The 12,782-nt window shown below is 55.8% G+C and carries 10 protein-coding genes; 6 read left to right on the top strand and 4 right to left on the bottom strand.

Translation table 11 applies throughout. The features are described 5' to 3' along the window. Positions 1 to 46: 46 nt before the first annotated feature. From PROAA_RS09810 to PROAA_RS09825, 4 genes are all read right to left on the bottom strand, one after another. A complete protein-coding gene (locus PROAA_RS09810) occupies positions 47 to 1,171 on the bottom strand; it encodes an SDR family oxidoreductase (RefSeq protein WP_186411167.1) in 1,125 nt (374 codons plus the stop codon). Beyond that, positions 1,168 to 2,976 carry an AMP-dependent synthetase/ligase gene (locus tag PROAA_RS09815; protein ID WP_186411168.1) on the bottom strand — a complete coding sequence of 603 codons (1,809 nt, stop codon included), beginning with the start codon at positions 2,974 to 2,976 and terminating at the stop codon, positions 1,168 to 1,170. Before PROAA_RS09815 ends, PROAA_RS09810 begins: the two co-directional genes overlap by 4 nt. Then, the gene (locus PROAA_RS09820; protein WP_186411169.1) at positions 2,976 to 4,058 is read right to left on the bottom strand and encodes an adenine nucleotide alpha hydrolase family protein; all 1,083 of its coding nucleotides are present in this window, start codon (positions 4,056 to 4,058) and stop codon (positions 2,976 to 2,978) included. The genes PROAA_RS09815 and PROAA_RS09820 overlap by 1 nt, the downstream gene beginning before the upstream one ends. Positions 4,059 to 4,587: 529 nt before the next feature. Then, a complete protein-coding gene (locus PROAA_RS09825; RefSeq protein WP_186411170.1) occupies positions 4,588 to 6,012 on the bottom strand; it encodes an IS4 family transposase in 1,425 nt (474 codons plus the stop codon). A gap of 71 nt (positions 6,013 to 6,083) precedes the next feature. On the opposite strand from PROAA_RS09825, the gene PROAA_RS09830 reads away from it, so the two are divergent. The 6 genes from PROAA_RS09830 to PROAA_RS09855 form a co-directional block, all read left to right on the top strand. After that, positions 6,084 to 7,103 carry an ABC transporter permease gene (locus PROAA_RS09830; protein WP_186411171.1) on the top strand — a complete coding sequence of 340 codons (1,020 nt, stop codon included), beginning with the start codon at positions 6,084 to 6,086 and terminating at the stop codon, positions 7,101 to 7,103. Next, positions 7,100 to 8,332: an ABC transporter permease gene (locus tag PROAA_RS09835; protein ID WP_186411172.1), complete on the top strand. Its 1,233-nt coding sequence runs from the start codon at positions 7,100 to 7,102 to the stop codon at positions 8,330 to 8,332. The genes PROAA_RS09830 and PROAA_RS09835 overlap by 4 nt, the downstream gene beginning before the upstream one ends. A gap of 459 nt (positions 8,333 to 8,791) precedes the next feature. Continuing rightward, positions 8,792 to 9,421, top strand: coding sequence for an XrtA/PEP-CTERM system exopolysaccharide export protein (locus PROAA_RS09840; protein ID WP_186411173.1), 630 nt, complete (start codon positions 8,792 to 8,794; stop codon positions 9,419 to 9,421). 78 nt (positions 9,422 to 9,499) lie between these two features. Further along, complete coding sequence (locus PROAA_RS09845) at positions 9,500 to 11,065, top strand: XrtA system polysaccharide chain length determinant (RefSeq protein ID WP_186411174.1); 1,566 nt, start codon at positions 9,500 to 9,502, stop codon at positions 11,063 to 11,065. A gap of 9 nt (positions 11,066 to 11,074) precedes the next feature. Next, positions 11,075 to 12,004, top strand: coding sequence for an XrtA-associated tyrosine autokinase (locus PROAA_RS09850; RefSeq protein ID WP_186411175.1), 930 nt, complete (start codon positions 11,075 to 11,077; stop codon positions 12,002 to 12,004). Continuing rightward, positions 11,994 to 12,782, top strand: a 789-nt coding sequence (locus PROAA_RS09855; protein WP_186411176.1) for a TIGR03016 family PEP-CTERM system-associated outer membrane protein, incomplete at its 3' end; no start/stop codon positions are given. The genes PROAA_RS09850 and PROAA_RS09855, both read left to right, overlap by 11 nt.

Consider the following 12,782-nt stretch of genomic DNA (forward strand, 5'->3'; position numbering starts at 1 on the left):
AAGTATTTACGGAGCAGTTACACTCGCGTCATAACGCTGTTGCACTTCAGACTTGAATCCGCCCAAGATAATAAGCAAGCACTTTGTCGAGATAGCTGTGGGGTGGCGGTACAGCGAGTCCAGGGGTTGCCAACAAGGCTGTTGTGTTGCAATTGGAAAAGCTTTGTTCAGTAGCCAGATAATCAAGAAATACCGGCAGGGTTTTGATCGCCCGCCGGGTTTCGGCGGGCATGAAGAAGCTGACGCCAGTGAGCAAGGCCCGAAACACGCTGGTTGGCAGGTTGATGACCGGTGGAAGAGCGCGGCCCGCGGCGACAAAAGCCTGCCGCACTGTTTCACGCAGCGGCACCAGAGGCAGCGCCAAGTCCGGTCCCGAACAGGAGTGCAGTATTCGGCCGATTGTGATATCGGTCCCGCTCGACCAGGCAATGATCTTGGCCACGTAGTCTGCCGGCACGATATCGAGCCGCGCAACGCCAAAACCTGGGGCCAGTCCCAGTGTGCGTCGTCCGGAAAGAAACTCGCACAGGTGATAAAACACCTGGAAATGAATGATTCGTCCGCTGATCGTATCGCCGACGACCATGCTCGGTCGGTGAACGGTCAGGGCCATACCATGCTCTAGCTCGGCGCGTATCACGTCTTCGGCTTCCGCCTTGGCTTGCTCGTAGGTGTTGTGGAAGCCGCGCGGCGTCAGAATCCATTCCTCCGGAACAGCGCCGTGGGTTCGACCGCCAACACCCACGGTGCTGACGAATTCGACTTTCTCCAAGCGGGGACTGTCATGCGCCAGGGCGATTATGTTTTGTGCCGAATCGACCGAAGAATGTCGTGCCTGTTCGATCGGCAGATTCATCCGCACATTGCCCGCCGAATGAACGATGTGGGTGCACTCGGCGCAAAGCGCCTGATAGTCGGCTTCATCCAGACCTAATCGCGGCAGGGTGACGTCACCGCGCAAGGCCTTGACACGGCTTCGGGTCGGGATGTCATCGGCGTGTGTCTGCCAGAAGCTGAAGAGTGCTTCCAGTCGTAGCGCCAGATCTTCGGACGATTTGGCGCGCAACAGCAAACGGACGCGAGTTTCCTTACCCTGCGTATCCTGCAACAGGATGGGTATCAGTGCGCTGCCGATCGCGCCGGTGGCGCCGGTGACAAAGTAGGTCTTCATAGGCTGAGAAATAGCACGAGGCCATCCTTGCTTTGGGTTTCAAAGGGAGCGCCGGCAGCGTTGTCAATATGCCTGTTGAGTTCATCGAGGGCGGGTGCGAAGTTCTGCTCGATGTTGCGCCTGCGCATTTTTAGGTTGGCTGTCAGTTCTCCGCCAGCCAGCGTAAACATCCGCGTGGTCAATGCCAAGCCTGCCGGACGCAAGTAGGACGGCAGCGGAGCCAGGGCTATTGCGGCGTCTTCCCGCAAGCGCTGGCAAAACTCGTACACCGCATCCTGCCAAGTCGCTTTGCTCATCACCAGCAGCGCCGTGGGCAAAGCGCGCCCGGCCCCGAATACTGCGGCGAATTCGACCCGCTCAAGCTGGCGCAGCAGACTTTCGATGTTCGACGGCGCGACCCGACGGCCCGTCGACGTTTTGAAAATCTCGGACTTGCGACCGATCAACGTGATAAATCCCTCGTCATCGATGCTCGCAAAATCACCGCTGGCCAGAAAGCCGTCGCTGTCAACGCGCGCTTCGGCCGTTTCGTCACCGAGGTAACCGCTAAATACTCCTGGGCCGCGAACGAGCAATTCTCCGTCCTCGGCCAGCCGGACTTCACAGCCCGGCAGCGGCTTGCCGACGGAGCCGAAACGAAAATCATCCGGCCGGTTCAAGGCCACCGGGATGATGTTCTCACTGAGTCCGTAGGCTTCGAGTACCGGCAGGCCCATACCGTGGAAACGTTCGAGCAACCACACCGGCATCGGAGCCGAGCCGCTGATCATGAATTGCAGATTGGCTCCCATAATTCCTCGCAGATCCCTCAGAACCAGTCGCTCTGCCAACGCCAGTTGCAGCTTGAACAACGGATCCGTGGGAAGGCCGGCACGTTTGGCGGCAGCGTGACGTTCGCCGATTCGGAGTGCCCATTGTGCAATCTTCTGCTGCCAAGGCAGTTTCTTGGCCAGCGCTTCCTGAATGCCGGCATGGAGCTTTTCGTAAAATCGCGGAACGCCGATGAAAACGTGTGGTGCGATCTGCGGTGCATAGCGCATGATCTCCCTCGGGTCGGCGACGTAGAAAGTCTGCGCGCCTCGGCTGATAGCGCAGAGGTTGATCATGCGCTGGAAAAGATTGGAGAGCGGGAGCCAGCAGGCCAGATGGCTGCCTTCGCGCAGGTCGGGAAAGGCCGAGAGGATGGCGGCGGCGGCCAGACACATTTGGCGATGGCTGTATTCGATGCCTTTTGGAGCGCCCGTGGTTCCGGACGTAAAGATGATGGTCGCCGGGCTGTCCGGTTGCGCCTGATTCCACCGATCATCGACGAATTCGTCGTCGATCAGCGCGTCGAGTGCGACGACACCTGTCACGGTGCAGGGCTCGATGCTGAGGATAAAGCGCAGCTTGCGGCGCGCCTCGTCACCCAGTTTTTCGAGTAGCGCGGGGTTGGCGAGTACCACACCGGAAAAACTGCAGAGACGGGCAATTTCCTGTGTGTGTTCATCCAGTCCGTGCGGATCGAGGCCGATCGCAACGCCGCCAGCAGCCAGAATGCCGAGCTGGGCATAGTCCCACTCTTTACCACTGGCGGCCATGATGCCGACCCGATCGCCATTGGCAAGCCCCAGTTTTCTGAATCTGCCGGCAAGCGAGGCAACGGCCTTGCAGTAATCACTCCATGTACTCGCTATCCATTGCCCATCAGGGGCTAATTGCCACTGCGCGATGGCTTGCGGTGAGCGGCTGCTCCGGGTGCGCAGCAGGCCGGAAACGGTCCAGCCGGCGCTGTCCATGAGCTCGTCCATCACCGGCTGCTTCATCACATGCGTCCCGGGATCGGGTCGTAAGCACCACGGGGTTTGGTAATGCGCAAGTCATCCGCAGTCAGTCCAAGCGCATTCAGACTGCGCGTCACTTCCTTGCCCGGGCCAAGTCGATGACGGATGAGAAAATCGACCAGAGGCCCCATGATTCGCCAATAATTCAGGTTGGCCTTTCCATTCCGGATGAGCGCCGAGAACTCCGGGGCATACGGGTTGTAACCAAAGGCGCGAAGGTCGGAATACATCAGCAACCAGTTGATCGGATAGTTGCTGTGGATCGGGTTGGCGTGTTTGCTGGTGGCCACCAGTCCAAGCTCGACGACCTTGCGCATGATGTCTTCCTGGTTGTAAGCCCAGGCGTGAAAGGGGGCGAGGTAGCGCGGAAACTGCGTTCCGGATGGATAGTTCTTCGGATTGTAGAATCGACTCAGATCCTCAGCGCTGAATTCGCTGCATGCGGCCATTTCGGGCGGGGTCCAGTCGGTCTCGCAGATCAGCTGACGCGAAAATTCATAGAGCATGCGCTCGGGTTCAGGCTGGCCGGGTGAGTATCCCGCCAGGACCAGAGGGATACCTTTTTCCATCGCCAGTTTGATCGCATCGCCTTCGAAGAGTGGGGCATAGACATAAGAGATCGTGTAGACCGCGCCCCGCTCTTCCTGATTGCGTAGCAGGTAGCGGAATGTCTTGTCGTAAAACTCGTGCGATGGGGAATAGATGATGTGGTCGATATTCAGTTTGGCGAGTGCCCGTCTGATGTTGTCCCAAGCTAATCCCGGTATATTGACGTCGACCGTGAAGGCCAGTACCTTCAGTTTGCACTCGGCCTTGAGCCGATAGAGCAGGTAGATGCTGTCCTTGCCACCGCTCAGCGGCACCAGGCAATCGTATTCTCCTTGCCCTCTGCTTTCAGAAAGCGTCTTCTCAAAATCTGCCTCGTAAACCAGTCGTGCTTCTTCTTCTTTCGCGACCGCTGTTTCCAGCGTCTGTTTGTCCAGGCAAAGATTGCACACGTCATCCTTTGAAAGCGATATCCCCGGCACGGACTCGGGAACCAAGCATTGTTTACACCTTTTCATGTTAGCCTCGCTTGCGTGCGCACTTTCACAGGATCGTGCTGTACCTCATTAAGTAACCAGCTCGCAGGCGATTTGCCTGAGCCATCGACGAAGGGTTGGTCCAGCCGCAAAAAGCATTCTATTGTCGTCAGATTGTTGTTGTGAGTTTCGGGTAATTGTATTTCAATTTAAGGATCTAGTATTTTCTTTGCCTGGTAAGGGCTTCTTATCAATTTGGCTGGGGTAAGCTCGCGATCATGATGGTGAACCTGACTCACCTCGCCCTTCGAAACTTGCGACCTGACAATGCTTGGTTTAGCCGCTGATTTCCGCCTTGCCGGTCGTAATCTCCGGCGGAATGCCAATCGAACCCTCGTTGCGACACTTGCGGTGGGAGGAGGGACCATTGCCTTTCTACTGGCCGGCGGATTCATTGCCTGGATATTCCAGGATATGCGTGAAATCACGATTCATTCGCAGCTCGGGCACATTCAGATCGTCAGACCGGATTACTTTGAAAAAAGGGATTGCCGATCCTCATGGCACTACCTTAAGCCGTTGCACCTCGTGAGTTGAGAATCATAGCGCGTGCGATTTTGCGTGGCACGGTAAGCAGCGGGTGGTTCTTGGGTCGTCGCTTGATGGCATGAGGTTCGACCCGCCCGGGACGAATGGGGAGGCGGAGCATGCTGATCGCGCCGAGCAAATGGGCGGTCATGGTTCTCACCCCGGAACCCGCGCCGAAGCGCAGTTGTTGCTCGAAGGCCAGGAGCAATTGCAGCGTTCCCTTGAAACTCAGCGTCCGGGCCAGCACGTGCGCTACGGCCGCGGCGCGACTCATCAGTGCGCACACGAGGTTGTAGCCCAGCAGGCAGGCAGCGATTTCCTTGTCGATCATGGCGGGCGATTTGGCGCGCAGAATATCCATCCCCATCTCGGCCTTGATCGAACGCAGATCCACCTCCACCTGCCAGCGCCGTCTGTACAGCGCGTCGATCTCCAGCGCGCTGACCGCTTCGGGATCAAGGAACGTCGTGACCAGAACCCGGCCGGCGACTTCGGTTTCGCGCACGGCCAAGCGTTCCGGCATGCGCGCGTAGGTCTCGGGGTCCATCCAGCCGGGACGCTGGGGGCGTATCCAGTCGACCCGATGATCGCGTCGTCCCAGCCGCTGGCCGCGCCGAAAGTCGGTGATGCGACGCTGATGCTGCCGAGTGACCAGATCGACGCCACGTTCGACCAACAAGGCCGCCGTGAAGTAGTTGCAGTAATAGCGGTCGGCCCACACGATATCGCCCGGACTCAAGTCCGTCATCAGCGTACGGAACAAGGCTTGCTCGCCGGTGTGTTTGCCCCGACACGGTCCCAGTGCCCAACTCCGTACCGCGCCGGTGGAGAGGGAGATCAGGGCAACCAGCATGGCCAGTGGAAAGCCCAGCCCCGGCTTTTGCACGCCGCTTTGCGGGTACGCCGACTGATTCTGCACCGTGTCGGGCATCGAAATCGTGGTGCCGTCCAACAGCGTGATCGATCGGCCCCGCCATTTCCAGGCGCGCGGGCTGGCCTGTTCGAGTTTCTGCCCGACACACAGGGCGAGCTTGCGGATCAGCCCCAGGGGTAAGCGCTGCCGCGCTTTGCAGTAGGGTCCGCTGTTCAGGCTGCACGCCGCCTGGCTTCGGGCCGTCCGCTCGCTGACGCGGCGGGCCACGGCATCCTGGCATGCGCCATCGGAACTCAACGCTTGCCCGACAAAGAGCCCCAAGGTCGTCAGGGGTGGATAAATGCGCTCCCGAAACGCGCCGACTTCCTCGGCGAGCAGCTTCCGCAACACGTCGTTCGGCAGCACCGCCCCAAAGGCTTGCGTCGGCTGATCACCAAATTGCCGCCGAAACCTCTCCACCATCTGTTGCAGGCGTTTTTTTGCTAGCATCGACCATGGCTGATCCTCCTTGTTATCGAACGTGATTTCAGACACCACAATCTTAACAAGCGAGGCTCTCAGCCATCGTTTCTTTGTGTCTTTGATCATGTCCTTGGCTTAAGGTAGTGCCATGGATTGCCGATCCCTATTCCTATTTACTCCCGGCGCAATCGTCCGAACAGGCGCTGATTGAGAAGACCGAAGGCCTTGTCAGTTTGACGCCACGACTGGCTTTCAGTGGTTTGGCCAGCCATGGGGATGTAACCATTGCTTTTGTAGGGGAAGGAATCGACCCCGTGCGTGAGCGACCGATCAGCAGCCGCATCACCATTGTGTCGGGCCGCGACCTGGCCGATGTGAACGAGCACGCAGTGTTGCTGGGCGAGGGCCTGGCGCGTAGCCTCGGCGTCAAACCAGACGATATCGTAGTGTTGCTGGCAACTGCGGCCAACGGCAGTCCGAACGCTGTTGAAGTCAAGGTTGCGGGGACTTTTGCCACCATCGTTAAAGAATATGATGACAGCGCGATACGATTGCCAATTGCTGTGGCGCGCAAGCTGATGCGGGTTGATGGTGCAACCACCTGGGTAGTGTTGCTTGAGCAAACCGAGCGAACAGCAAAGACCGTTGGAACGCTCAGGTCCGCTTTGCCGGCCGATCGTTTTGAGGTCATTCCCTGGGGCGCTCTGGCAGATTTTTACAACAAAACGGTCGTACTCTTCTCGAAGCAGGTCAGTGTCGTGAAGTTCATCATTGGACTGATCATTGTCCTGACCATTTCAAACACGCAAACCATGAGCGTACTTGAACGCACTCGGGAAATCGGCACCAGTCTAGCTATCGGGCAGCGGCGACGATTCGTCATGCGCATGTTTTTGGCTGAAGGCGTGCTGATTGGCGTGGCCGGTGGCGTCGTCGGACTAGCACTGGGTTATGTGCTGGCTACCATCATCTCCGCCATCGGCATACCGATGCCGCCAGCGCCGGGTATGGCGCGGGGCTATATTGGTCAGATACTGATCAGCACGTCGCTGGCCGTGGAATCCTTGACTCTGGCGTTGGTTACGACTTTGATCGCCAGCATTCTGCCAGCCTGGAAAGCCAGCCGCTTGAATATCGTCGACGCATTGCGGCACAACCAATGAACTTACAACTACCCAAGGGCCTCGCGTTCGCCCTGCGCAATGTGTTCCGGCATCGGGTAAGGTCAGCCGCAACTTTGGCGGCGATCAGTATGGGAGTCGCCGGCCTGATCCTGGCCGGAGGGTTCGTGCAGGATATTTTTATCCAGTTGGGTGAGGCGGTTATTCATTCGCAGAGTGGTCATATCCAGATCGTTCGCAAGGGGTACCGCGAGGGACGTACGCGTTCTCCTGAATCCTATCTGATCGATCAGCCTGAGCAACTGAAGCAGAAATTGACTGATCAGCCCGGTGTGCAACTCGTGCTCTCACGCCTCGGTTTTACGGGCATGATCAACAATGGAAAACGTGATCTTGGAATCATCGGCGAAGGAGTCGAGCCTTCTGCGGAGGCCCAAGTCGGTACGTATATGCGCTATATCGAAGGGCGCGCGCTTGCAGATGCCGACAGCGATGGAATCGTTTTGGGGCAGGGTGTTGCCAAATCGCTTGGCCTGAAAGCCGGCGACCGAGTCAACCTTGTCATTAGTCTTGCGCTGGGGGCGGTTAATACGCTGGACTTTGAAGTCGTCGGGGTGTTCCAGAGCTTTTCGAAAGATTTTGACGCTCGCGCTGTCCGTATCCCGCTGAGCGCAGCGCGCAATCTGATGGACAACAGCTCCGCCCATGTGATGGTGGTTTTACTGAACCGCACGGCGGATACGGATCCTGTCATTGCATCCCTACGCAACAAACTTGATTCGGACAGATTCGAAACTGCCTCTTGGAGAGAGTTATCCGATTTCTACGACAAGACTCTGCAACTCTACGAAACCCAGTTCGGAGTGTTGCGTTTCATCATATTGCTGATGGTTCTCTTGAGCGTGGCGAACAGTGTCAACATGACCTTGTTTGAAAGAACGCGGGAGTTCGGCACTATGCTGGCACTGGGTGACAGGCCAGGAAAAGTATTCCAGCTTATTATGACCGAGAGCCTCTTACTCGGTCTGCTTGGTGCAGCAGTGGGGATGTCTTTGGGTTGCATTGCGGCGTGGATCATTTCTGCGATCGGAATTCCGATGCCGCCCCCACCCAACGCGAATATCGGGTATACCGCTTTTATCCGCCTCGTTCCACTCGAGGTACTTACTGCCGGAGGTATTGGTTTTGTAGCGACCTGTCTGGCCGCAGTGATGCCGGCGCGGCGGGTCTCGCGAATGCAAGTCGTCGATGCGCTTCGCCAGGGCGCTTGATATCCATATGCGCCAAGTTCCGGTCAGGACTGTGAAGGATAACTCCCTTGAAGTGTGAAGTATTTGTTTCTTTTATCGCTTAAGAGAAAGTATCTTGCGTCTGTTACGCGCAACCCTGCTTGACGGCACGGTTGGGTTGGAGAGCAGGACTGAAACTGAAGTAGTCTCGGTCGTGCGGTTGATTGCATGCAGTAACCTAAGTCTATGAATCTCACCGACGCAATCAGTTGGTCTGGATTTCATCTTTGCATATTGCGTCGAGGATTCTGGCGACTGATCAGAATTCCCGACAGTATTATTACTTTAGGTAAAGAACGGATTGTAGGTTACTAACAACAATACGTTATTTTCCAGCTGGAATGTACGCACAATTGGATCAAATTCGGTCGATTTCCGCTAGAATTGCATCTCGTGAGTTCTTGCGTTTCATGGGAAAGTTGCCGATTAAAGGAGAATGGTATGTTTGTCAGCCTGTATGAGAGATTGCGCGTCGCGTTTCGTTGGATCGTAATCGGGGCGCTGGGGTTGGCTGCCTTTGGGTGCGCCACGAGCAATCCACCGGCACCTTTTGCTGCTGCTTCGCCCGACTACAATTACATTGTCGGACCGGGCGATACTGTCAATATCGTGGTGTGGCGCAATCCAGAGCTTTCGATGAGCGTTCCAGTGCGACCGGACGGGAAGATTACCGCTCCACTGGTCGAAGATTTGGTGGCGATGGGCAAGGACTCTACGACACTCGCCCGCGACATGGAGGAGGCGCTCAGCAAATTCATTCGTGACCCGGTCGTGACCGTGATAGTTACGGCGTTTGTGGGGCCCTACAGCGAACAGATACGCGTAGTGGGAGAGGCGGCGAAGCCGCAGACGCTGCCTTACAAGCAGAAGATGACCCTGCTTGATGTCATGATTGCCGTGGGTGGAATAACGGAATTCGCCGATGGTAATGGAACCACGCTTCTGCGGACCACCGAGGATAACAAGCAGTTCAACGTGCGCGTAGGTGACCTGATCAAACGCGGTGATGTATCGGCAAATGTCGAAATGAAGCCGGGGGACGTTTTGATCATTCCGCAAAGCTGGTTCTGATTTGGTTTCCATATTGTCACTGGCGGTGACGTTGAGCGCTGCCTGTGTGTTCTTGACTACTAAGGAAATCACGATCCGATGGATGAAATAATCCGACAAGCGACGACTATTCTGAGAGGGATGTGGCAGCATCGTTGGCTGGGGTTGCTGGTTGCATGGGCTGTCGGGGCAATAGGTGTCGTGACGGTTCTTCGCATCCCGGACAAATATGAGGCTTCGGCGCGCATATATGTTGATACCCAGTCCATTCTCAAACCCTTGATGTCAGGTCTTGCGATTGAGCCAAATCTTGACCAGCAGATCATGATTCTGAGCCGGACGCTGATCAGTCGCCCCAATGTGGAAAAACTGATTCGCATGGCTGATCTTGATCTCAACATAAAATCCAAGCAGGCGCAGGACGCCATAATTGATGGATTAATGAAATCGCTGACCATTCAGAGTACCTCACGTGACAATCTCTACACGCTTGCCTATAACAACCCAGATCCGGAGCGGGCGAAGCGGGTGGTGCAGTCACTCGTCTCCATCTTTGTTGAGTCAGGTCTTGGTGACAAGCGCAAGGACACGGATTCTGCCAAGAAATTCATCGATGACCAGATTCAGGTGTACCAGAGCAAGCTGGAGGAAGCGGAGAATCGTCTGAAGGAATTCAAATTGAAGAATCTTTCCCTGCAACAGGCTTCGGCGGACGGCAAGGACTATTTCGGTCGGATAGGCGAGGTGAGTGCCGCTCTTGAGCGCTCCAAGCTTGAGTTGAAGGAGGCCGAAAATGCCCGTGATGCCCTCAAGCGTCAAATCGTTGGTGAGGAGCCTGTGCTGCTGCCGGATCCACAGGAGTCGACGGCGGGCATATCCATTCCCGAGATTGATGGGCGCATTGACGTCATGAAGCGCAACCTTGATGGATTGCTGCAGCGTTATACCGATCAGCACCCCGACGTCGTAAGCACGCGGCGCCTGATAAAGGACCTGGAAGAGCAGAAGCGCGAGGAGATAGCGGCCCGGAGAAAGGTTGCTCCCTCCAGCCCAGGCTACCTGCTGAATAATAATCCGGTGTATCAGCAACTGAAGGTATCTCTGGCCGAGAACGAGGCCACTGTCGCTTCTTTGCGTGTCCGGGTAGACGAATATGAATCGCGTTACAAGCAGTTGAAGGATTCGGTGAAGATGGTTCCACAGATTGAGGCGGAGTATACCCAGCTCAACCGGGACTACGATATCAACAAGAAGAACTACGAGAGTCTGGTCACACGTCGTGAATCGGCGACGATATCTGGGGAAATGGATGCCAGCGCAGGAGGTGTCGATTTCCGCCTGATCGATCCGCCGCGAGTGTCTCCCCGCCCTGTGTCCCCCAATCGTCTGTTGCTTATGCCGCTGACTTTGTTGGTGGCTTTGGCGGCGGGTCTTTTCGTACCTTTTGCAATGAGTCAGATTCGGCCAGTGTTTTTCGTTGCCCGCGAGTTGCGGGAAGCCACCGGACTGCCCTTGCTCGGGATTGTTTCCAGGAACGTCGGAGATGAGTCGAAATTGAAGGATAAGAAGGATTTCCGACGATTCATTGCCGCTCTCGCATCACTTGTCGGTGCCTATGGTGCTGGGATTGCCTTGCTGTTTGTCTTTACTATCCGTACTGCTTGAGGAAGAACGATGAGCCTCATTGAACAAGCGGCGAAACGTTTGGAGCAGCTGCGCCAGGCGGGGGTTGATATGCCGCCCCAGTCTGCAGATGAAGTTGCCGAGACGGCTATTGATGAACAGGCGCTACCGTTGCGCAACGATGAGTCGCGACCCGCTACCAGTAGCGGTGAGCAGGTGGTGATTCAGTCGCCGGAAATGGCAATATCACGTCGCGTGGAACTGGATCTTCAAGTGCTTTCTGCAGCTGGAATTATTCGTCCTGACGCGCCGCGCTCAACGCTTGCGGATGAGTTCCGCGTAATCAAACGGCCGTTGATTGACAACGCAATGGGCAAAGGTGCTACCCAGATCGAGAACGGCAACCTGATCATGATTACAAGCGCCTTGCCGGGTGAGGGAAAAACCTATACTGCTACAAATTTGGCCATGAGCATTGCCATGGAACTGGATAACACGGTGATGTTGGTTGATGCCGACGTTGCCAGACCCAACCTTTTGAAGAGGCTGGGTGTGCCCCCGGCGCGCGGGTTGATGGATGTGCTGGTTGATGAGTCGATTGAACTTTCGCAAGTCTTGTTGCGCACCAATGTTGAGAAGTTGACCATCCTGCCTAGTGGAACGCCTCATCCGCGAGCGACCGAGCTCCTCGCCAGCGACGCCATGATCAATTTATTGGCGGATATGGCTAACCGCTATTCTGACCGGATCATCATTTTTGACTCCCCCCCACTTCTGGTTACAACCGAGGCGCGGACACTGGCCGCACGGATGGGGCAAGTCGTTATTGTTGTCAAGGCCGAAGGCACAGCGCACGCTGATGTCCGGCATGCGCTTGCAACACTTGAGACTTGCCCGGTGAAACTTATGTTGCTTAATCAGGCTAGAGCAGCAACCAAGGACAGCTATGGTTACGGCTATGGTTACGGCTATGGCAAGTAATATCGTTACCCAGCTTGATGGTCAGAGACTCGTTCATCTCGGAATTTTGTTGGGGTTTGTCACGTTTCCGGCGTTTGCGGGAAACTGGACGATCACGCCGACACTCGCCGTTACCGAAACGGCAACTAATAACCTCAATTTGAGTTCTACAAACACCCAAAGTTCTCTGAGTACCAACATTGCCCCTGGCATCAGTATCTATGGTTCGGGCGATCGCGCAAAACTGCGTTTGAATTATTCAATGAACAATATTTTCTATACTGCCGACCCTTCTCAAAACAACCAAACGCAGAACTCGCTCAATGCCTTCGGGACGCTTGAGGCCATTGAAAATTGGCTGTTCATAGATGCGAGCGGAAACATATCCCAGCAGAGCATTTCAGCCTTCGGCGCTGCACCAATTTCATCTGACGTCAATACCAACGTTAACAGCAACATCACGGAGACCTCGACCTATCAGGTCTCTCCCTATATTCGGGGTTCATTTGGCAGTTTTGCCGACTATCAGTTGCGCTATAGCCTGAGTGACACCGGTTCGCAAGCCGGAAGTACCTATGGTTCGACGACCAAGACGTGGCTTGGTAGCCTGGAGGGCAAGACTCGCCTGGTAAACCTTGGCTGGTCAGTTTATCTCAATGCAGTAAGCACCGATCAGGGCAACTTGCGAAGCAAGGAAGATAACCAATTGCGAATTGCACTTAGCTACCAGATTGATCCGCAGTTCCAGGTTTCTCTGATCGGAGGGCGAGAGGAACAGAATTATGACAGCTTCAACAAG

This window comes from Candidatus Propionivibrio aalborgensis (genome assembly GCF_900089945.1).
Lineage (GTDB): Bacteria > Pseudomonadota > Gammaproteobacteria > Burkholderiales > Rhodocyclaceae > Propionivibrio > Propionivibrio aalborgensis.

What these genes read in the sequence shown, in the direction of transcription:
- PROAA_RS09810 (WP_186411167.1), bottom strand. Translation starts at nt 1,171, where the DNA reads ATGAAGACCTACTTTGTCACCGGCGCCACCGGCGCGATCGGCAGCGCA.
- PROAA_RS09815 (WP_186411168.1), bottom strand. Translation starts at nt 2,976, where the DNA reads ATGAAGCAGCCGGTGATGGACGAGCTCATGGACAGCGCCGGCTGGACC.
- PROAA_RS09820 (WP_186411169.1), bottom strand. Translation starts at nt 4,058, where the DNA reads ATGAAAAGGTGTAAACAATGCTTGGTTCCCGAGTCCGTGCCGGGGATA.
- PROAA_RS09835 (WP_186411172.1), top strand. Translation starts at nt 7,100, where the DNA reads ATGAACTTACAACTACCCAAGGGCCTCGCGTTCGCCCTGCGCAATGTG.
- PROAA_RS09840 (WP_186411173.1), top strand. Translation starts at nt 8,792, where the DNA reads ATGTTTGTCAGCCTGTATGAGAGATTGCGCGTCGCGTTTCGTTGGATC.
- PROAA_RS09845 (WP_186411174.1), top strand. Translation starts at nt 9,500, where the DNA reads ATGGATGAAATAATCCGACAAGCGACGACTATTCTGAGAGGGATGTGG.
- PROAA_RS09850 (WP_186411175.1), top strand. Translation starts at nt 11,075, where the DNA reads ATGAGCCTCATTGAACAAGCGGCGAAACGTTTGGAGCAGCTGCGCCAG.